Source organism: Klebsiella sp. GG_Kp175, assembly GCF_040062325.1.
Lineage (GTDB): Bacteria > Pseudomonadota > Gammaproteobacteria > Enterobacterales > Enterobacteriaceae > Klebsiella > Klebsiella quasipneumoniae.
On sequence record NZ_JBEAFX010000001.1, the window covers coordinates 267,882 to 286,990 of the forward strand.

General features: G+C 56.3%; 21 protein-coding genes and 1 tRNA gene. 6 read left to right on the top strand and 16 right to left on the bottom strand.

All coding sequences use genetic code 11. The features are described from left to right. Positions 1-136: 136 nt before the first annotated feature. Positions 137-212: transfer RNA gene (locus ABLU73_RS01380), tRNA-Phe, on the bottom strand. 105 nt (positions 213-317) lie between these two features. Beyond that, positions 318-1,031, bottom strand: a complete 714-nt coding sequence (locus ABLU73_RS01385) for a DUF554 domain-containing protein (RefSeq protein ID WP_004205197.1) — start codon at positions 1,029-1,031, stop codon at positions 318-320. Between the two features lie 419 nt (positions 1,032-1,450). Between ABLU73_RS01385 and ABLU73_RS01390 the strand changes: the two genes are divergently transcribed. Continuing rightward, positions 1,451-3,589, top strand: a complete 2,139-nt coding sequence (locus ABLU73_RS01390) for an ornithine decarboxylase (protein WP_004900586.1) — start codon at positions 1,451-1,453, stop codon at positions 3,587-3,589. 42 nt (positions 3,590-3,631) lie between these two features. Here ABLU73_RS01390 and ABLU73_RS01395 read toward each other — a convergent pair whose 3' ends face one another. From ABLU73_RS01395 to mutY, 4 genes are all read right to left on the bottom strand, one after another. Further along, positions 3,632-4,885 (bottom strand): nucleoside permease, encoded by a 1,254-nt coding sequence (locus ABLU73_RS01395; protein WP_023319141.1) that lies wholly within the window; start codon positions 4,883-4,885, stop codon positions 3,632-3,634. A gap of 190 nt (positions 4,886-5,075) precedes the next feature. Beyond that, the gene (gene mltC, locus ABLU73_RS01400) at positions 5,076-6,158 is read right to left on the bottom strand and encodes a membrane-bound lytic murein transglycosylase MltC (RefSeq protein ID WP_002916629.1); all 1,083 of its coding nucleotides are present in this window, start codon (positions 6,156-6,158) and stop codon (positions 5,076-5,078) included. 48 nt (positions 6,159-6,206) lie between these two features. Further along, entirely contained in the window at positions 6,207-6,482 is a 276-nt protein-coding gene (locus ABLU73_RS01405) for an oxidative damage protection protein (protein WP_004105744.1), read from the bottom strand. Positions 6,483-6,509: 27 nt separating this feature from the next. Continuing rightward, entirely contained in the window at positions 6,510-7,568 is a 1,059-nt protein-coding gene (gene mutY, locus ABLU73_RS01410) for an A/G-specific adenine glycosylase (protein WP_017899765.1), read from the bottom strand. A 136-nt stretch (positions 7,569-7,704) separates the two neighbouring features. Here mutY and trmB point away from each other — a divergent pair, with 136 nt between their 5' ends. The 3 genes from trmB to ABLU73_RS01425 are packed head-to-tail and all read left to right on the top strand — an operon-like array spanning position 7,705 to position 9,520. Continuing rightward, positions 7,705-8,424 (top strand): tRNA (guanosine(46)-N7)-methyltransferase TrmB, encoded by a 720-nt coding sequence (trmB, locus tag ABLU73_RS01415; protein ID WP_004205192.1) that lies wholly within the window; start codon positions 7,705-7,707, stop codon positions 8,422-8,424. Beyond that, on the top strand, positions 8,424-8,750 hold the full coding sequence (locus ABLU73_RS01420; protein ID WP_002916620.1) for a YggL family protein: 327 nt from the start codon (positions 8,424-8,426) through the stop codon (positions 8,748-8,750). The genes trmB and ABLU73_RS01420 overlap by 1 nt, the downstream gene beginning before the upstream one ends. Positions 8,751-8,800: 50 nt before the next feature. Beyond that, on the top strand, positions 8,801-9,520 hold the full coding sequence (locus tag ABLU73_RS01425; protein ID WP_004205190.1) for a DUF2884 domain-containing protein: 720 nt from the start codon (positions 8,801-8,803) through the stop codon (positions 9,518-9,520). A gap of 47 nt (positions 9,521-9,567) precedes the next feature. On the opposite strand, the gene ABLU73_RS01430 is transcribed toward ABLU73_RS01425, so the two are convergent. From ABLU73_RS01430 to ABLU73_RS01465, 8 genes are all read right to left on the bottom strand, one after another. After that, positions 9,568-10,869 carry a TRAP transporter large permease subunit gene (locus tag ABLU73_RS01430; protein WP_048295591.1) on the bottom strand — a complete coding sequence of 434 codons (1,302 nt, stop codon included), beginning with the start codon at positions 10,867-10,869 and terminating at the stop codon, positions 9,568-9,570. After that, positions 10,862-11,371: a TRAP transporter small permease gene (locus tag ABLU73_RS01435; protein ID WP_004205188.1), complete on the bottom strand. Its 510-nt coding sequence runs from the start codon at positions 11,369-11,371 to the stop codon at positions 10,862-10,864. Before ABLU73_RS01435 ends, ABLU73_RS01430 begins: the two co-directional genes overlap by 8 nt. Positions 11,372-11,417: 46 nt before the next feature. Beyond that, a complete protein-coding gene (locus ABLU73_RS01440) occupies positions 11,418-12,404 on the bottom strand; it encodes a TRAP transporter substrate-binding protein (RefSeq protein WP_004205187.1) in 987 nt (328 codons plus the stop codon). A 303-nt stretch (positions 12,405-12,707) separates the two neighbouring features. Then, positions 12,708-13,844, bottom strand: a complete 1,137-nt coding sequence (hemW, locus tag ABLU73_RS01445) for a radical SAM family heme chaperone HemW (protein ID WP_062914444.1) — start codon at positions 13,842-13,844, stop codon at positions 12,708-12,710. Beyond that, positions 13,837-14,430 (bottom strand): XTP/dITP diphosphatase, encoded by a 594-nt coding sequence (locus ABLU73_RS01450; protein WP_004205185.1) that lies wholly within the window; start codon positions 14,428-14,430, stop codon positions 13,837-13,839. The genes hemW and ABLU73_RS01450 overlap by 8 nt, the downstream gene beginning before the upstream one ends. Before the next feature lie 12 nt (positions 14,431-14,442). Further along, entirely contained in the window at positions 14,443-14,733 is a 291-nt protein-coding gene (yggU, locus tag ABLU73_RS01455) for a DUF167 family protein YggU (protein WP_264923589.1), read from the bottom strand. Continuing rightward, positions 14,730-15,296: a YggT family protein gene (locus ABLU73_RS01460; RefSeq protein ID WP_004205182.1), complete on the bottom strand. Its 567-nt coding sequence runs from the start codon at positions 15,294-15,296 to the stop codon at positions 14,730-14,732. The genes yggU and ABLU73_RS01460 overlap by 4 nt, the downstream gene beginning before the upstream one ends. Positions 15,297-15,316: 20 nt before the next feature. Next, on the bottom strand, positions 15,317-16,018 hold the full coding sequence (locus ABLU73_RS01465; RefSeq protein WP_004205181.1) for a YggS family pyridoxal phosphate-dependent enzyme: 702 nt from the start codon (positions 16,016-16,018) through the stop codon (positions 15,317-15,319). 16 nt (positions 16,019-16,034) lie between these two features. Here ABLU73_RS01465 and ABLU73_RS01470 point away from each other — a divergent pair, with 16 nt between their 5' ends. Then, positions 16,035-17,015 (top strand): type IV pilus twitching motility protein PilT, encoded by a 981-nt coding sequence (locus ABLU73_RS01470; protein ID WP_032456617.1) that lies wholly within the window; start codon positions 16,035-16,037, stop codon positions 17,013-17,015. A 348-nt stretch (positions 17,016-17,363) separates the two neighbouring features. Next, entirely contained in the window at positions 17,364-18,017 is a 654-nt protein-coding gene (locus ABLU73_RS01475) for a LuxR family transcriptional regulator (protein WP_004205179.1), read from the top strand. Between the two features lie 52 nt (positions 18,018-18,069). Here ABLU73_RS01475 and ruvX read toward each other — a convergent pair whose 3' ends face one another. Together ruvX and ABLU73_RS01485 are read right to left on the bottom strand one after the other, a co-directional pair. Continuing rightward, on the bottom strand, positions 18,070-18,486 hold the full coding sequence (gene ruvX / locus ABLU73_RS01480) for a Holliday junction resolvase RuvX (protein WP_004205178.1): 417 nt from the start codon (positions 18,484-18,486) through the stop codon (positions 18,070-18,072). Next, positions 18,486-19,049 (bottom strand): YqgE/AlgH family protein, encoded by a 564-nt coding sequence (locus ABLU73_RS01485; RefSeq protein ID WP_101993844.1) that lies wholly within the window; start codon positions 19,047-19,049, stop codon positions 18,486-18,488. Before ABLU73_RS01485 ends, ruvX begins: the two co-directional genes overlap by 1 nt. Positions 19,050-19,109: the final 60 nt, after the last annotated feature.

The window sequence follows — 19,109 nt, forward strand, 5'->3', positions numbered from 1 at the left end:
GTCTGCGCTGGCCGTTAAGTGGCAGCTGGCTCACCAGGAGAAAAGTGCAGCAGAGAATCACGTGTTAGCGTTGTTCGATGAAGAGTCCGGCTACAGAAAAGCAAGAACCCGCCTTGTAGGCGGGTTCTTTAAATAGTGGTGCCCGGACTCGGAATCGAACCAAGGACACGGGGATTTTCAATCCCCTGCTCTACCGACTGAGCTATCCGGGCAACGGGGCGCATTAAACCGTAATCGCCGCGCCTCGTCAACGAAATTTATCTGTTTTGCAGCAGACTGAACAATCTATCACCACATTGCGCTAAAAGCACGCGTCTTCAGGCAAAAAACAGCGTCCAGGCCGCTGAGATCGGCATCGCCAGCACCAGCGCAGGCAGCATATTCACCACGGCAAACATTTTTATTCCGCAGATGCGCAGCCCGGTGGCCACCAGCAGCATACCGCCGACGGCGCTGAAATCCGCCAGCATCATCGGCGTGGTGAGCGGCATAATGATCGCCGCGCAGGCCGCGAGAGTCAGCTGGATAAGTAGCATCGGTACGCTGATGGCGGCGACGGCAATGCCCAGGGTACAAGCGAAAATGGTGGCGGTGAAAAAATCGAGAAACGCTTTGGCAATCAGAATGCTGGCGTCGCCGGTCATCCCTTCGCGCATGGCGCCGAAGACGCCGGTGCCGCTGGCGCAGAACAGGACGATAATCGCCACATAGCTCTGAATATAGGAGTCATGAGCCGAGGCTTTTTTCTTACCCTTCGGCGTCAGCAACTGCTGGAGCTGACTGACCAGCGTATTAATCCCTTTTTCCATATTACAAATTTCGCCGAGCAGCGTTCCCACCAGGGTCGACAGCACCATCACCGGCAAATTGGCGCATTTGATCACCAGTAAAATGCCGATGCCTAATGACGCCAGACCAAAAATTGAGGTCATGGATGTGCGGATCCGTTCCGGCAACCGCTGGCTGAGTAAGGCGCCTAACACGCCGCCGACCAGCACCGCGCTGGCATTAATAAAAGGTCCTGTAACCACGCTGACTCCTGTTAAATATCCCTGATAACCGAATGATTATGACGTTAACCCGCCGTGAAAGCTTGTGTATCCGTGATATAAGTGCATACGGTTTTCATCTTGCGCCTGTCGGGGAAAGGTGCCATGATTGCGCGAATTTTCTCCTCCCTGATATGAGGCCGCCGATGACGACACTGCCATTACCTCGCCAGCGACGCCGCGCACAGATGCGTGGGCTGCCTCATCTTGCTACGCTTACCCCTCTGTTCACCATGCGGTGAAGGACACGTATGCTCACTGTAGGGCAACAGTAAGATCGGACGCGTCTGCTTTTACTGATGTCCGGCGGTCGGAGCTGAATCCGTCAGACCCGGACACATCGTTGGGCAAGGTTTCCCTTGCCTGAGATTTTTACACTCCCGATACGGGCATTTGCGCTTATGAAATCCATGCACATTGCCGCCAGCTGCGAGCTGGTCACCCGCTTGTCCACCCACCGTCGCGTTGTGGCGCTGGACAGTACCGATTTTACCGATGTGGCGGCAGTCGTCATCACCGCGGCGGACAGTCGCAGCGGCATCCTCGCCCTCCTCAGGCGTAGCGGATTTAACCTGCCGGTCTACCTGCTGAGCGAGACGGCGGTCGATAAGCCGGAGGGGGTACAGGCGGTGATCGCCGGTAAAGATCAGGAGTGGCTGGAGCTGGAAGCGGCGGCCTGCGATTATGAAGCGCGTCTGCTGCCGCCGTTTTTCAATACGCTGACCCAGTACGTCGAAATGGATAACAGCACCTTTGCCTGTCCGGGACACCAGCACGGGGCCTTTTTCAAAAAGCATCCCGCAGGCCGCCAGTTCTATGACTTTTTTGGCGAAAACGTCTTTCGCGCCGATATGTGTAACGCCGACGTAAAATTAGGCGATCTGCTGATCCACGAAGGGTCGGCCAAGCACGCGCAGAAGTTCGCCGCGAAGGTCTTTAATGCGGATAAAACCTACTTCGTCCTTAACGGCACCTCGGCGGCCAACAAAGTCGTGACCAACGCGCTGTTGACCCGCGGCGATCTGGTGCTGTTCGATCGCAACAACCACAAGTCAAACCATCACGGGGCGCTGATTCAGGCTGGAGCGACGCCTGTCTATCTTGAAGCCGCGCGCAATCCGTTCGGCTTTATTGGCGGTATTGACGAGCGCTGCTTTGATGAGCGCTACCTGCGGGATCTCATCCGTGAAGCGGCGCCAGAGAAAGCCACGGCCTCTCGCCCGTTTCGTCTGGCGGTGATCCAGCTCGGAACCTATGACGGCACGGTCTATAACGCCCGCCAGGTGGTCGATAAAATCGGCCACCTCTGCGATTACATCCTGTTCGACTCGGCGTGGGTGGGCTATGAGCAGTTTATCCCGATGATGGCCGACTGTTCGCCGCTGCTGCTGGAGCTGACCCCGGACGATCCGGGCATTTTTGTCACCCAGTCCGTTCACAAGCAGCAGGCCGGTTTCTCGCAGACGTCGCAGATCCATAAAAAGGATAACCATCTGCGCGGCCAGGCGCGCTTCTGTCCGCACAAGCGGCTGAATAACGCCTTTATGCTGCATGCCTCTACCAGCCCGTTTTATCCGCTGTTCGCCGCACTGGACGTCAACGCCAAAATCCACGAAGGCGAGAGCGGCCGCCGCCTGTGGGCCGAATGCGTGGCGCTGGGCATCGAGGCGCGCAAAGCGATCATCGCCAATTGCAAGATGATCCAGCCTTTTATTCCGCCGATAGTGGCGGGGCGCCCGTGGCAGGATCACCCGACTGAGGCGATCGCCCGGGAGCGCCGTTTCTTCAGCTTCGAACCGGGCGCGCGCTGGCATGGCTTCGAGGGCTATGCCGACGACCAGTATTTTGTCGACCCGTGCAAGCTGTTGTTGACCACCCCGGGCATCGACGCGGAGAGCGGAGAGTACAGTGAGTTCGGCATCCCGGCGACCATTCTGGCGCATTACCTGCGGGAAAACGGCATCGTGCCTGAGAAGTGCGATCTCAACTCGATTCTGTTCCTGCTGACGCCGGCGGAAAGCGCCGAAAAAATGGCGCAGCTGGTGGCGATGCTGGGGCAGTTTGAACAGCATATTGAAGCGGATACGCCGCTGGCCGATGTGTTGCCGACCATCTATAACAAATACCCGGTGCGTTATCGCGACTATACCCTGCGCGAACTGTGCCAGGAGATGCACGATCTGTACGTCAGCTTTGACGTGAAGAGCCTGCAAAAAGAGATGTTCCGTAAACGGAGCTTCCCGCGGGTGGTGATGAATCCCCAGGATGCCAACCGCGAATTTATCCGCGGCGACGTGGAGCTGGTGCGTCTGAGCGAGGCGGAGGGCCGCGTCGCGGCGGAAGGGGCGCTGCCGTATCCGCCGGGGGTATTATGCGTGGTGCCCGGTGAGGTCTGGGGGGGCGCTGTACTGCGCTATTTCCTCGCGCTGGAGGAGGGGGTTAATATGCTGCCGGGCTTCTCGCCGGAGCTGCAGGGGGTATATAGCGAGACGGATCCGGACGGTATTAAGCGGCTGTATGGCTACGTGCTGAAGGGATAAAAAACGCCCCGCTGAACCGGCGGGGCGTTTTGCTTTTGACGATCACGCGCTCTGCTGCGCGGCGGTCGGTTGTCTGACGTGTTTGTATTTGAACAGCGCCACGAAGGCAAAAGCCAGCACCAGCGAATAGCCGGCGAAAATCAGCCACACGCTCTGCCAGTTAGTGATCCCTTCGACGGTAAAGTGCTCCACCACTTTGCCGCTCACCATGCCACCGAGGATACAGCCGAAGCCGTTGGTCATCATCAGGAACATGCCCTGGGCGCTGGCGCGGATTTCCGGACGCACCTCTTTCTCCACGAACACTGAACCAGAGATGTTGAAGAAGTCGAAAGCGCAGCCGTAGACGATCATCGACAGCACCAGCAGCACGGTGCCGAACGGTGTCGGATCGCCGAAGGCGAACAGGCCGAAGCGCAGCATCCACGCCACGATACTGATAAGCATCACGTTCTTAATGCCGTAGCGGCTGAGGAAGAACGGAATGGTCAGGATAAACAGCGTCTCGGAGATCTGCGAGATCGACATCAGCACCGAGGCGTGTTCGACGATAAAGCTGCCGGCAAACAGCGGATCTTTATCGAAGCTGTGCAGGAAGGTATTACCGAACATGTTGGTGATTTGCAGCTCGGCGCCTAGCATCATCGAGAAGATAAAGAAGATTGCCATGCGCTTGTTTTTAAACAGCGCAAAAGCGTTAAGCCCCAGCATCTCCGTCCAGCTTTGATTACGCTGGGCGTTAGCCACCGGGATCGTCGGCAGCGTCAGGGTGAACAGCGTCAGCAGGACCGACAGCGTCGCGCCAATGTACAGCTGCATATGGCTCAGTTCGAAGCCGGAGAAGCTTACGCCCCACATGGCGAAGATAAAGCCGATGGTGCCCCAGATCCGGATCGGCGGGAAATCGGTGACGATATCCAGCCCCGCCGACTGCAGGCGGTAGTAAGAGATGGTGTTAATCAGCCCCAGCGTCGGCATATAGGCCAGCGAGTTGAGGAGGATCACAAGGAACATCTCGCCCGGCGTGGTGACCTGCGCCGCCAGATACAGCGTCAGCGCGCCCACCAGGTGGCAAGCGGCATACACCCATTTGGCGCTGATCCACTTATCGGCGACGATGCCGAGCAGCGTCGGCATCAACACCGCGGCGATACCGAGCGAGCTATATACTGCGCCGATAGCCGCGCCATCAAACTTCAGCGTGACAAACATGTATGAGCCAAGCGTGGTGAGCCAGCTCCCCCAAAGGCAGAACTGCAGGAACGACAGTATTTTGAGCTGCAGCTTAAGATTCATGTAGTTATCCTCACGAATGTGGGCTTGTTATGTTTTTAAAATAACATTAATCCCGTTATTTTGATGCGATTCTATCATTCACCAGCTGAAGGCTTCTGTTAACTGCCGCAGAAAACCGAAAGATATTCCACAGTATGGCGCAGAAAAAAAGCGGCCTCAGCGCGTGGCTGAGGCCGGTGTCAGGAGGGGGTTATTTACGGCGGTAGCTTTTCTGCGCCGTGTTAACTTTATACAGATAGCGGCGCGATTCCGCCGACGGATGACGGGTGGTCAGCGTCTGGTAGACGTCACCTGGCGCCATGCTGTTGATGATATTGGCCGCCTGGACTTTATCGCTGGAGAAGACCCGCAGCACGCTGCCGGCGCCGCCGTTATAGGCGGTGATCACCGCGTAGCGACGCGAGGTGGGGTTATCGATGCCAGCAAGGTAGACATTGTTCAGCATCGCCAGGTAGGCAGTACCGGTGTCAATGTTATTCGCCGGGTCGAACAGATAGCTGCGGCTTGGCAGGCCCGATTTACCCTGGGAACGGAAGACGTCTCTGCCGGCGCTGTGCTGGACTACCTGCATCAGCCCCATGGCGTCGGCATGGCTGACCGCATAAGGGTTAAAGGAGGATTCGGTCTGCATAATCGCGAGGATCAGCGACTCATCAACCCCATACTTACGCGAGGCCTGACGCACCATGCCGAGGTATTTATGCGCACGTTTGTCGAGGTGGTTCGGCACCAGGTTGATGGTGATGCTGTAGACCACGCGCAGGCCGTTGTTGCGGCTCTTCAGGCGGGTTTGCAGCAGATAGTCGGCAAAGCGCGCGGCGCGCCACTCCCAACGAATTGATGCCCCGGTGTTATCCACCACCTGGCCATAGAGGAACGGCTCTTTGGAGATCTGAATGTCATCGACATCGGAATAGAGGTCGATGGAGTTGGGGTCATCGCCCATCAGCAGGGTTTTGACGATCGCCTGGCGCAGTCGTCCGCGCGGATCGGTGCCGGCGATGGTCTCGACGGTGATCGTCCCTTCATCAAAGTTGATGTGGCTGCGGGTTTGATACTGGTCGGTGTATTTGACGTAGTCCTTCGGCCCGGCGAGCAGGACTTCGTTGTACCCCCAAATGTTCTCGATGTTGTGGGCAAACTGGCCCATCAGGATATCAAAACCGTTGGTATCCTTGACCCAGGCCTCGTTGTATTCGGCGCCTTTTTTATTGGAGCTGGAACACGAAACGAGCAACGGCGCAATCAGCGCGAGCGCTAAGTATTTTTTCATCATTCCGGGCGTGCGTGTTGTGTTTGTTTTTAAAAGGCCGCAGGGCCCTTACTGTTTTTCCGGCGGCGTATAGCCTTCGATGTGCACGTCTTTCCCTTCAAACAGGAACTGCACCATTTCCTGCTCCAGCAGCTTGCGGTGCTCCGGGTTCATCATGCTGAGCTTTTTCTCGTTGATCAGCATGGTCTGCTTGTGCTGCCACTGCGCCCAGGCTTCTTTGGAGATTTCGTTGTAAATGCGCTTCCCGAGTTCGCCCGGATACAGCTGAAAATCCTGGCCGTCCGCTTCACGCTGCAGGAAGGTACAAAAAATGGTTCTGCTCATAATCAATCCTCTTTGATAGCCGAAAATTTATACCGGCGTTCCGGCTTTTAACTGTTGCAACAAGCGCTCCACGGGGGCCGCCAGACCGACCGACGGCGGCTGCGCTAAGTTATACCAGAGTGCGTTGCCTTCATCCATGCATGCGCCAGATGAGTGCACTGTAAGCCACATCGGCACAATATCCAGGTGGAAATGGCTGAAAGTGTGGCGAAAAGCGGTGAGCTGCGTCAGATTATCGGCCTTAATCTGGCGCTGTGCCAGCCACTCGCGCAGGCCCGCTTCGTCGGCAAACTGCGGAAAACAGAACAATCCGCCCCACAGACCCACCGGCGGACGTTGGGCGAGAAACACCTCGTCACCGTGCTGCATCAGCAGAAAATAGCCGGTGCGTTCCGGAATGGTCTGCTTCGGTTTTTTGCCCGGATATTCTGCCCATGAATGATTGGCGTAGGCCACGCAGCCGTTGCTCAGCGGGCACAGTTCGCACTTCGGCTTCGAGCGGGTGCAAACCATCGCCCCGAGATCCATCATCGCCTGGTTAAAGCGCTCCACGCCCTTCGCCGGCGTGACCGCTTCGCTGATCTCCCACAGCCGTTTTTCCACCTCTTTTTTCCCCGGCCAGCCGCTGACAGCATAGCAGCGGGCGAGCACGCGCTTCACGTTGCCGTCGAGAATCGGATAATGCTGACCGAGCGAAAGCGATAAGATGGCCCCCGCCGTTGAGCGCCCGACGCCGGGAAGCGCCGCCACTTCGTCAAAGGTCTGCGGGAATTCGCCGCCGTGCTGCGTCGCCACCTGCTGCGCCGCTTTGTGTAAGTTGCGCGCTCGCGCGTAATAACCCAGTCCGGTCCACAGATGCAGCACTTCATCCAGCGGCGCGTTGGCGAGATCGACCACCGTAGGGAAACGCGCCATAAAGCGTTCAAAATAGGGGATAACCGTGGTCACCTGGGTTTGTTGCAACATCACTTCGGAGAGCCATACTTTGTAGGGCGTCTTGGCGATTTGCCAGGGCAGGGTTTTACGCCCGTATTTGTCGTACCAGTCCAGGACCTGGGCTGAAAATTGCGTGGCGAGAAAAGTCAAAGCTACGGCTCCGGGATCGCGATTACAGGGGGGCAGATTGCAGCATAAGGGCGAGTGGCTGTAAACCCTTGCATCCGCCGGGTAACTTTGGATAATGCCCGTTTTCCGAACACATTCACAAGCAGACCAAACTTTTATGAAAAACGACGTCATTTCTCCGGAATTCGATGAAAACGGTCGCCCGCTGCGCCGTATTCGTAGCTTCGTCCGTCGCCAGGGCCGCCTGACGAAAGGGCAGCAGCATGCGCTGGATAACATTTGGCCGGTGATGGGCGTTGAATTCAACGATGCGCCGCTCGATTTCGCCGCCCTGTTTGGCCGCGAAGCGCCGGTCACCCTCGAAATTGGCTTCGGGATGGGCGCATCGCTGGTGGCGATGGCAAAAGCCAAACCGGAACAGAATTTCCTCGGCATCGAAGTGCACTCCCCGGGCGTTGGCGCCTGTCTGGCCTCGGCCGAAGAAGAAGGTGTGCAAAACCTGCGCGTGATGTGTCACGATGCGGTGGAAGTGCTGCACACTATGATTCCGGATAACTCGCTGAATATGGTGCAGCTGTTTTTCCCTGACCCGTGGCATAAAGCGCGCCATAATAAACGTCGTATCGTACAGCCGCCTTTCGCCGAGCTGGTGAAAAGTAAACTGAAGCTCGGCGGCGTCTTCCATATGGCGACCGACTGGGAAGCCTATGCCGTCCATATGCTGGAAGTGATGTCCTCGCTGGAAGGATATCGTAACCAGTCGGCAAGCAACGATTACGTACCGCGCCCGGAATCGCGCCCGGTAACCAAATTTGAACAGCGTGGCCATCGTCTCGGCCACGGCGTATGGGACTTAATGTTCGAGAGGGTGAAATAATGGCCAAGAATCGTAGCCGTCGTCTGCGTAAAAAAATGCATATCGACGAGTTTCAGGAGTTAGGCTTCTCCGTCGCCTGGCGTTTCCCGGAAGGGACCAGTGAAGAGCAGATCGACCAGACGGTCAACGATCTGATCGAAGAGGTGATTGAGCCGAACAAGCTGGCCTTTGACGGCAGCGGCTATCTCTCCTGGGAGGGGCTGATCTGCATGCAGGAGATCGGTAAATGCACCGAAGAGCATCAGGCCATCGTGCGCAAATGGCTGGAAGCGCGTAAGTTAGAGGATGTGCGCACCAGCGAACTTTTTGACGTCTGGTGGGACTAAGTTTGACAAGGGTCGGCAACTGCCGGCCCGTTTTGTCTTAAGGGAGTTTTATGATGCGTAAAACGCTGCTGGCGGTGGCGCTCTCCGTCACCGCTTTGTCTGCCCATGCGGACTACCAGTGTAGCGTCACGCCGCGTGACGATGTGATCCTCACCCCTCAGCAGGTACAGGTGAAAGGGGAAAACGGCAATCTGGTGATCAAACCGGACGGCAACCTGACCTTTAACGGCAAGGCTTATGCGCTCAGCGCCGCCCAGCGCGAACAGGCGCAGGATTACCAGGCCAGTCTGCGTAGCAGCCTGCCGTGGATTGACGAAGGCGCGCGTTCGCGAGTCGAAAAAGGCCGCAAGGCGCTGGATAAAATCATTACCGAACAGGTCGGCGCCAATAGCAGTATGCACGGTCGTCTGACCAAGCTGGACGCGCAGCTGAAAGAACAGATGAACCGCATCATTGAGCGCCGCAGCGATGGCCTGACCTTCCACTATAAAGCCATCGACCAGGTGCGCGCCGACGGCCAGCAGCTGGTAAATCAGGCGATGGGCGGCATTTTGCAGGACAGCATTAACGAGATGGGGGCGAAAGCGGTGCTCAAAGGCGGCGGCAACCCGCTGCAGGGCATTCTCGGCAGCCTCGGCGGTCTGCAAACCGCTATCCAGGATGAGTGGAAAAACCAGGAGGCCGATTTCCAGCAGTTTGGTAAAGACGTCTGCAGCCGGGTGGTCTCCCTTGAGGACAGCCGCAAAGCGCTGGTTGGCTCGTTAAAATAGCTTGATTTCGCTACCTGCGCCCGCAGGTAGCGACGACGCTCAGGCGATCACATCAGCCCCAGCAGCTGTGGAATAAACAGCGAGATCGGCGGGATATAAACAATCATCATCAGCGCGATCAGCAGGGCGGCGTAGAACGGCAGCAACGGTTTGATGAGCTGCTGAATTTTCACCCCTGAAATGGAGCAGCCGACAAACAGCGCGCTGCCAACCGGCGGGGTCAGCAGGCCGATGCACAGGTTAGCGACCATCATGATGCCGAAATGAACCGGGTTCATGCCCAAATCCTCAGCAATGGGCAGAAATATCGGCGTGAAAATCAGCACCGCTGGGGTCATATCCATAAAAATGCCGACGATTAGCAGCACAATGTTAATCAGCAGCAGGATCACCACCGGGTTTTCCGACACCCCCATTAGCGCATCGCTTATCATGTAGGGAATATCGGCATTGGTCATCGCCCACGACATGCCGACCGAAAAGCCGATCAGCAGCAGAACGATAGAGGTCATCACCACCGACTCCAGAATCAGCTGCGGCAGATCGCGCCATTTGACTTCACGATAGATCAGCACCGAGAGAATAAAGGTGTAGACCACGGCGATGGCGGACGCCTCAGTGGCGGTGAAAATACCGCCGAGGATCCCGCCCATCACAATAATGACCAGCAGCAGGCTGGGTAGGGCGTCGAAAAAAGCCTTTGCCGCCTGGGCACAGGTCGGCCGTTCGGAAACCGGATAGCCGCGGCGTTTAGCGATGCAGCCGCAGACCAGCATGATGGACAGACCCATCAGAATGCCCGGCAGATAACCGGCCATAAACAGCGAGGCGACCGAGACGCCGCCGGCTGTCAGGGAAAAGACGATCAGCACGTTTGACGGCGGAATAAGCAGACCCGTGATGCAGGATGAGACGTTTACCGCTGTGGAAAAGGTCGGATCGTAGCCTTTTTGCCTCTGAATGGGATTCAGCGTCCCGCCTACCGCCGCGGCGGCCGCGACGGCTGAACCGGAAATCGAGCCGAACATCATATTGGCCAGCACGTTAACGTGCCCCAGCGATCCGGGCACTCGCCCAACCATCACCTGCGCCAGATTGATTAAGCGTATTGCAATCCCGCCGCTGTTCATCAGGGTTCCGGCAAAGATAAAAAAGGGGATGGCCAGCAGCGCGAAGTTATCAAGCCCGTTCGCCAGGCGTTGAGACACGGTTATCACCGCGATATCCCAGGGAAACATCAGCAGCATCGAGCCAACGGTAGCGATACCGATGGCGAAGGAGATGGGAACGCCGATAAAAACCAGAATAAAGAAAACGCCAAACAGCGTCAGTGCAATAGCGCTATCCATGAGTTGCTCCTTCTTCTGCATGTTTCATGTTTTTCAGGCCGTTATTGATAAAACACAATGCGTAAAACATCATCATGATGCCGGTGAGCGGCAGGATCAGATACACGTAGCCCATGGGGATCTGCATCGCGGCTGAGACCTGGGCGGTCGACAGCGTTTTTGCAATCAGTTTTACGCCGCCGGTCACAATCACTGCGCCGGCAAACAGCAGGATCAGCAGGTTAATAATGACGCTGAACAGCGCCTGCCTGCGGGGAGAGAGCGTCATGGTGAGTAAATCAATCGCCAGGTGACGCTGGGCGCCGACGGTGTAGGCCGCGCCCAGTAACCCGACCCAGATCATTAAGAAGCGCGCCAGCTCATCGGTCAGGGTGCTTGGCTGGTTAAGCACGTAGCGGCTGAATACCTGCCAGACGACGCAGACAACCAGCGCAATCATAACAGCGACAGAGAAGGCGGCGATGGTGCGGTCCACTGCCAGCTTGATGCGGTTAAGTATCATCGTTGATTTCCTGGTGAAGACGGGCCAGCGGCTGGCCCGTTAATGGTTATTCCGCGGCAGCTTCAAATTTGGCCAGCAGGGCGGCCTGTACAGGATCTTTTTTAAAGTCATCGAATAGCGGCTGCACGGCGGCGCGGAACGGCGCTTTATCCACTTTGATAATTTCGCCCCCCATAGCTTTGGCCTGCGCGCGGGTATCGGCGTCGATTTTCCGCCACAGCTGTTGCTGATAAACCTCTGACGCTTTCGCCGCTTTGATCAGGATTTGTTGCTGATCCGGCGTCAGCTTGTCCCAGGTTTTACTGGAGATAACGAGGAAATCAGGGATGGAGGCATGCTCATCTTCAGAGAATACTTTCGCGATTTCGATATGGCGCGTCTGCACCCAGGAGGGAACGTTATTCTCCGCGCCGTCCACCACCCCCTGCTGCATGGCGGTATAAACTTCACCAAAGGAGATGGGGGTTGGGGAACCGCCCATTAATTCGACCATTTTTAACGTTGTCGGACTGGCCTGAACGCGGATCTTCAGTCCTTTTAAATCTTCCGGCCTGGTGATGGGCTTTTTTGCATAAAAACTTCGCGTCCCGGCGACATAAGCGGAAAGGGCAAAAAATCCTTTCTCTTTCGTCGAGTTCATTATTTCTTTACCCACCTCGCCGAAGACCACGTTATTGAAGTGGTTCTGGTCGTTAAACAAGAATGGTAAATTATATATGGCGTAAATATTATCGAAAGATTCCAGATCGCTGGCGGAACCTTTGGTCATATCCAGCGCGCCATTTTGTAATAACTCCATGGTCTCGCGAGCGCTGCCCATCTGACTACTGGGGTAAATGCGAATCTTCATCTTACCGTCAGAAAGCTGGTTTACCTCTTTGGACATCTCCTCAAACGCCTGATGCACCACATGGCTGCGCTCAAGGTTATGCGCCAGTTTTAATGTTATTTTTTCAGCCGCGACGGCACCTGCAGAGAGTAGGGCCAGTAAAGCTATACCTACCAGAGAACGAGAAAAAGGATATTTTTTCATGAGTTGGCTCCATGCACTTGGGGTAATGGGTCAATATCTTAAGCATCATGCTTTATTTCTGTATGACATATTATCTTTGTTGTCGTACATCTTAAGCTGCCTGACTCACACTTTCTGGCAATGAGGTAATGAAATAACCGATCTTATTGAAGGATTGATATTTGGTTTGTATTAATTAATGCAAATTAATTTGAGAGTGGAATATTTAATAACAATGGAACGGATGTAATGAGGTATATATGGCGGAGGAATCGAGTGATTCCCATTCCCGCCATATTGCTGCCGGGAATGGGATAACGATATTTATTCGCTGAGGAATAGTTCGAGAAGAGAATTTAAAAACAGCTTTCCATGCTCGGTAATCTGCCAGTTCTGCGCGTCTTCCTGCAGATAGCCGTGGGCTATCGCCGCGTCCAGCTGCGGACGGATCGCCGCTTCATCAAGACCGGTATAACGGCGGAATTCCGCGCGCGGCGCGGCCTCCAGCAGGCGAAAACGGTTCATAAAGAACTCAAACGGTTTATCCGCCTCTTCCACATCATGCTGGCGTTCGAGGTAGCGGCCTTCCATATAGCCGCGCGGGTGGCGGGTTTTGGCGGTACGCAGGATGCGCCCGTCCGGGAAGGTTATCTTGCCGTGCGCGCCGCAGCCGATGCCGAGATAGTCGCCAAAGCGCCAGTAGTTGAGATTGTGCTGACACTGATAGCCCGCTTTGGCGTAAGCGGAAGTCTCGTACTGCTGGTAGCCGGCGGCGCTCAGCAGCTGATGTCCCTGCTCAAAAATATCCCATAGCGCGTCGTCATCCGGCAGCACCGGCGGCCGGGAACCGAACAAGGTGTTCGGCTCAATGGTCAGCTGGTACCACGAGAGATGCGGCGGGTTGAGAGCAATGGCCTGACGCAGATCGTCCAGCGCCTCCTCCAGCGACTGGTCCGGCAAACCGTGCATCAGGTCGAGATTGAAACTGCGCAAGCCCAGGCCGCTGGCGAGGCGTGCCGCGCGTTTGGCCTCTTCCGGGCCGTGGATCCGCCCCAGCCGCTGCAGCTTTGGTTCGCTAAAGCTTTGTACGCCGATAGAGATGCGATTCACCCCGGCGCGCTGGTAATCAACGAAGCGATCGGCCTCCACGGTGCCCGGGTTGGCTTCCATGGTGATTTCCGCCCCGGCGGCCAGCGGCAGGCAGGCGCGGACGCCATCGAGCAGGGTTTGCATGGCCGGGCCTGACAGCAGGCTCGGCGTACCGCCGCCGATAAAAATGGTGCCTATTTCCCGTCCCTGGGCATACTGCACATCGGCCCGCAGATCGTTCAGCAGATGCTGGACGTAGTCATCGTGCGGCACCTCGCCTTTCAGTGCATGCGAATTAAAGTCGCAGTACGGGCATTTCTGCACGCACCAGGGAATATGAATATAGAGACTCAGCGGTGGCAAATTAGCCATTACGTAATGCATCCAGTAACAGTTTAAGCGCCTGCCCGCGATGGGAAATGGCGCTCTTTTCTTCACGGCTCAGTTCGGCCGCGGTTTTTCCCTCTGACGGGACGAAGAAAATCGGATCGTAGCCGAAGCCGCCATGACCTGCGGCTTCCCGGGCGATCACCCCAGGCCAGCTGCCGTGGCACACCAGCGGCGTGGGATCTTCGGCATGGCGTAGATAGACCAGTACGCAGTGGAACTGCGCCTGGCGCTGGTCGTCCGGCACGTCCTGCAGGGCGTCGAGCAGTTTCTCAAGATTCTGCTGGTCGCTGGCGTCGACGCCGGCATAGCGGGCGGAGTAGATGCCCGGCGCGCCGCCAAGGGCATCGACGGCCAGACCGGAATCGTCGGCGATAGCCGGCAGGCCGGTGATTTGCGCCGCATGACGCGCTTTCAGAATCGCGTTTTCAATGAAGGTCAGGCCGGTCTCTTCCGCAGACTCGACGCCGAGCTCGGTCTGAGCGACGATATCGAGACCAAAATCTTCCAGCAGCGAGGCCAGTTCGCGCACTTTACCGGCGTTGCCGGTAGCGAGGACGACTTTTTGCATGATGAATCCTGTTTATTCAGTTAGCGCCGCGACCGCAGTCGGGATCTGTTGTGGGGCGATGATTTTAACTTGCTTATGGCGGCCCAGCTCGCCTTTTTCAATCAGTACCTGGCTTTTGGCGACGCGGAACTGTTTGGCGAGAAATTTCACCAGATGGGCATTGGCCTGGCCATCAACGGGCGGGGCGGTAATGGCGACTTTGAGCTCGTCGCCATGTACGCCCACGATGCTGTCGCGGCTGGCCTTCGGCTGAATATACAGCCTCAGCGCCAGCCCGTCAGCGCAGCGTTCAACGGCACTCATAGCGCCATCCACAGCCCCGGCAGCAGTACGTTACCGGTAGCCTGCAGCACCTCGGCGACCCCCATATTGATCACGTACAGCAGCAGCACCAGCACCATCGGCGAGAAATCGATACCGCCCATCGACGGCAGCAGGTTGCGGATTGGACGCAGCAGCGGGTCCGCCAGCTGCATCAGCACATACTCCACCGGGCTGCGTCCCTGGCTGACCCAGCTCATGATCGCCATCAGCAGCAGCACCCAGAAGATCAGCGAGCCGATGGTTTTCAGCAGAATAAGCAGGGCGGAGATCCAGATGATCGGCTGGAAGGTGATCACCATAAACAGGACGATCGCTTTGATGACGCAGAGGATGAATGCCACCAGCAGCGAGGCGCTGTCAATCGGCCCCATTGCCGGGATGATCCGGCGCAGCGGCCCGACAATCGGCTGCGTGGCCTTTACCACAAACTGCGAAAACGGGTTGTAAAAGTCGCAGCGCGCCCACTGCATCCAGACGCGTAACAACACGACCATTGTATAAAGCTCAATGACCGTTGAAAGCAGGAAAGTCAACGTCTTCATGGCGTTCCTCAGATTCCTTATTATTTGCTGTAGTCGCGCGCACCAAAAATGGCCGTGCCGATGCGCACCATCGTGCTTCCCGCCGCGATAGCGGCTTCCATATCGTCCGACATTCCCAGAGACAACGTATCGACCGTGGGGTACCGCGTTTTTAACCGCGCAAATGCTACCGCCATTTGCTGGGCGACGGCAAACTGCCTTACATATTCTGACTCAGGCGCGGGGATCGCCATCAGGCCGCGCAGCTCCAGATGAGGTAACTCAGCGATCTCCGCGGCTAAGGCATCGAGCGCTTCCAGCGGGATGCCGGATTTACTCTGCTCATCGCTGATGTTGATTTGAATCAGCACCTTCAGCGGCGGCAAATGCGCCGGGCGCTGCTCGTTCAGGCGGGTGGCGATTTTCAACCGATCGACGGTGTGGCACCAGTCAAAATGTTCGGCCACCAGCCGGCTTTTGTTGGACTGCAAGGGACCAATAAAGTGCCACTGCAGTCCACTGACGCCTGCCTGCTGGAAATGGTTAATCTTCTCCACGCCCTCCTGGACGTAGTTTTCACCAAATGCCCGCTGGCCTGCCGCGATGGCTTCTTCGATCGCGCTCGCAGGTTTCGTTTTACTCACTGCAAGCAATGTCACTTCTTCTGGCGCACGCCCGCAACGGGCGGCGGCACCGGAGATTTTGTCCCGGACCTGTGCCAGGTTATGCGCAATATCGTTCATATTCCGAGGATGAGTTATGAAGCTGGAAGAAATCGTAGCCCTTAGTGTAAAGCATAATGTCTCCGATCTACACCTGTGCAATTCCGCCGCACCGCGCTGGCGGCGGCAGGGTAAGCTGGAGCCCGCGCCCTTTCCCGCACCGGATATTGCGGATTTACTCAACGACTGGCTCGATGCCGCACAGTTACAGCACTGGCAGGAGCACGGCCAGATAGACTTTGCGCTGACTCTGGCCTGTGGTTCACGGTTACGCGCGAGCGCTTTCGCCCATACGCGCGGAATATCGCTGGTGCTGCGCCTGCTGCCCAGCCAGTGTCCGCGCCTGGAGGCGCTGGGCGCGCCGCCTGCGCTAAGCGAGCTACTGGCGGAAGAGAGTGGCTTGCTGCTGGTCACCGGGGCGACGGGCAGCGGCAAGTCGACCACCCTGGCGGCGATGGTCGGCCATCTCAACCAGCATCTTGATGGCCATATTCTGACGCTGGAGGATCCGGTGGAGTTTATTCATCACAGCGAGCGGTGCCTGATTCAGCAGCGGGAGATTGGCCGGCACTGTCCTTCGTTCTCCGCGGCGCTTCGCGTGGCGCTGCGTCAGGATCCGGATGTGATCCTGCTCGGCGAGCTACGCGACAGCGAAACCATTCGTCTGGCGTTAACTGCGGCGGAGACCGGGCATCTGGTGATGGCGACATTACACACCCGCGGCGCGGCGCCGGCGGTGGAGAGATTGATCGATGTCTTTCCGGCAGAGGAGAAAGATCAGGTTCGTAGTCAGCTGGCCGGAAGCCTGTGCGCGGTGCTGGCGCAAAAATTATTACCCGCACGTCATGGCGGCAGAGTTGCGCTATACGAGCTTCTGGTTAATACGCCGGCAGTGGCGAATTTGATCCGCGAAGGAAAAGTGCACCAGCTGCCCGGTGTAATGCAGACCGGGATGCAGGCCGGAATGTTGACATTTACCCAGAGTTTTCAGCAACGTGTGGCCGCAGGCGAGCTGTAAGGGGAGTGTGAAGCGAGTTGGGTGGTTGAAATGGTGTGTTAACTAAATGTTTAAAAGCTGTTTCTGGATATTATTTGATAATACAAATAATCTTTGTGAATAAATTCAAATAAGATATTCAGTTGAGATATGTCGGCAGTGAATACGCATTTCCAGGAAAAAAGTTTGATTACCTTTTGACAGCTTTGAGTCATTCAATTTATGCTGTTTACGGGAATAGGATGATTCTCATGGAATAACGTTTCAATTTGTAAATTGCCAATGCTATTTATAAATTCACGGCTGATTGTATATTTTTTTATTCATTTAACCACCATGACGGTGGATAGTTGCTAAGGAGAGTTTTAAGTGATTAATTTAAATGGAAATTCATCATCTTCTCGTCAGGTAACCTTTATTACCCACCCGTCTATTCAAAGCAAAGCCTTTGCCAGCTATCTGAGCGAAACCCTGATGGCACCGGTGGTTTTACAAAATATTAATAAACCGCTGGCGCAGCGTCTGGCAAAAGATTCTGTAATATTATTTGATATTGCAGTGTCAAATAAGAAATTAAACGGGGTGTGGCGGGATATTATTCGCTTGCAGGCAGATAATCCTCGTTTGTTGATTATTAATAGCGCACAAAAGTATGAGTTATACGAAATGGCGCAGTGGCCGGCTTTATATGGCGTGTTCCGCCATGACGATGATGAATCGCGCTTAATTGAGGGCGTCAAGGCCGTGCTGAACGGCGAACAGACGGCTGAATTGAGCGTGATGCACCCGGCGATGTACGCTGCGGACCATGCATCGGCGCCGGTTGAGAACTCGCCGCTGACCGAACGAGAATGCGAGATCCTCAACGAACTGCGCTGCGGCGCGACCAACCTCGATATTGCCCGCGCGCTGTTTATCAGTGAGAACACGGTGCGGACGCACCTGTATAACGTGTTCCGTAAGCTGAGCGTTAAGAATCGCACCCAGGCGGTGAGCTGGGCTAACGAACATCTGCGCCACTAGGCGGGGGGAGCTGCGCCGTCTGCTGTTCGCCGGCGGCGCAGAAGAGCAGGGCTTAAAAGCTCTGCTCGAAGTAGCTTTCCAGAATGACCACCGCAGAGGCCGAATCGACGCTGCCTTTATTCAGCGCCCGATAGCCGCCATGTTCGAACAGGCCCGCCCGGGCCTCAACCGTACTCAGACGTTCATCGTGGAGAAGGATCGCGACGCCAAAGCGGCCATGAATTTTATTGGCGAAATTACGCGCGCGCGCGGTCAGCGGTTGCTCAGTGCCGTCCATATTCAGCGGCAGGCCGACGATTACCGCCTCCGGCTGCCACTCCTTAAGCAATTTTTCGATGATATTCCAGTCCGGTTTACCGTCCTGCGCCTTCAGCGCCGGCAGTGGCCGGGCGGTTGCGGTGATCCGTTGCCCTACCGCCACACCGATGCTTTTGGTCCCGAAATCAAAGCCGAGAAAGGTACCGCTCATTATGCATGCCCCGCGACGCCTGGCATCGTCACGATGTCGATGCCAATCAGTTTAGCCGCCTCGCGCCAGCGATCGGCGATGGGCGTACGGAAGAGAATATTCTGGTCAGCCGGGGCGGTAAGCCAGGCATTATCTAGAATCTCCTGCTCCAGCTGCCCTTTCTCCCACGAAGAGTAGCCCAGGGCAACCAGCACGTTGCCCGGTTGCCGGTCGGTGCCTAAGGTTTCGAGGACATCCCGCGAGGTGGTGATCACCGTGTTATCCGAGATACGGATGCTTGAGGAAAAGTCAGAGGGCGGGGTATGTAAAATAAAGCCGCGGTCTTCCGCCAGCGGGCCGCCCAGCATCACCGGTTTATCCAGGCGGATCTCCGGATTACGCGGCTCCGGGACAATTTTGAGCTTATCAAGGATCCCTTCCACCTGCAGATTTTCCAGCGGCTTATTGATAATAATGCCCATGGCACCCTCGTCGTTATACTCGCAGATATAGACCACGGAGCGGCGGAAAATGGGGTCCTGAAGCGCAGGCATGGCAATCAGAAAGTGATGCTGTAAATTCATTGTCAGAGGTTCTGTTCCTGGTTCAAAAAGCAACACCCAGTATGCGGGCAAAGTAGAATG

Coding starts and splice junctions, on each gene's coding strand:
- ABLU73_RS01420 (WP_002916620.1), top strand. CDS start 8,424: ATGGCCAAGAATCGTAGCCGTCGTCTGCGTAAAAAAATGCATATCGAC.
- hemW (WP_062914444.1), bottom strand. CDS start 13,844: ATGGCTAATTTGCCACCGCTGAGTCTCTATATTCATATTCCCTGGTGC.
- ABLU73_RS01435 (WP_004205188.1), bottom strand. CDS start 11,371: ATGATACTTAACCGCATCAAGCTGGCAGTGGACCGCACCATCGCCGCC.
- trmB (WP_004205192.1), top strand. CDS start 7,705: ATGAAAAACGACGTCATTTCTCCGGAATTCGATGAAAACGGTCGCCCG.
- ABLU73_RS01470 (WP_032456617.1), top strand. CDS start 16,035: ATGAAGCTGGAAGAAATCGTAGCCCTTAGTGTAAAGCATAATGTCTCC.
- yggU (WP_264923589.1), bottom strand. CDS start 14,733: ATGAGTGCCGTTGAACGCTGCGCTGACGGGCTGGCGCTGAGGCTGTAT.
- ABLU73_RS01405 (WP_004105744.1), bottom strand. CDS start 6,482: ATGAGCAGAACCATTTTTTGTACCTTCCTGCAGCGTGAAGCGGACGGC.
- ABLU73_RS01430 (WP_048295591.1), bottom strand. CDS start 10,869: ATGGATAGCGCTATTGCACTGACGCTGTTTGGCGTTTTCTTTATTCTG.
- ABLU73_RS01440 (WP_004205187.1), bottom strand. CDS start 12,404: ATGAAAAAATATCCTTTTTCTCGTTCTCTGGTAGGTATAGCTTTACTG.
- ABLU73_RS01450 (WP_004205185.1), bottom strand. CDS start 14,430: ATGCAAAAAGTCGTCCTCGCTACCGGCAACGCCGGTAAAGTGCGCGAA.
- mltC (WP_002916629.1), bottom strand. CDS start 6,158: ATGAAAAAATACTTAGCGCTCGCGCTGATTGCGCCGTTGCTCGTTTCG.
- ABLU73_RS01425 (WP_004205190.1), top strand. CDS start 8,801: ATGATGCGTAAAACGCTGCTGGCGGTGGCGCTCTCCGTCACCGCTTTG.
- ABLU73_RS01390 (WP_004900586.1), top strand. CDS start 1,451: ATGAAATCCATGCACATTGCCGCCAGCTGCGAGCTGGTCACCCGCTTG.
- ABLU73_RS01460 (WP_004205182.1), bottom strand. CDS start 15,296: ATGAAGACGTTGACTTTCCTGCTTTCAACGGTCATTGAGCTTTATACA.
- ABLU73_RS01395 (WP_023319141.1), bottom strand. CDS start 4,885: ATGAATCTTAAGCTGCAGCTCAAAATACTGTCGTTCCTGCAGTTCTGC.
- ABLU73_RS01465 (WP_004205181.1), bottom strand. CDS start 16,018: ATGAACGATATTGCGCATAACCTGGCACAGGTCCGGGACAAAATCTCC.
- ABLU73_RS01485 (WP_101993844.1), bottom strand. CDS start 19,049: ATGAATTTACAGCATCACTTTCTGATTGCCATGCCTGCGCTTCAGGAC.
- ruvX (WP_004205178.1), bottom strand. CDS start 18,486: ATGAGCGGTACCTTTCTCGGCTTTGATTTCGGGACCAAAAGCATCGGT.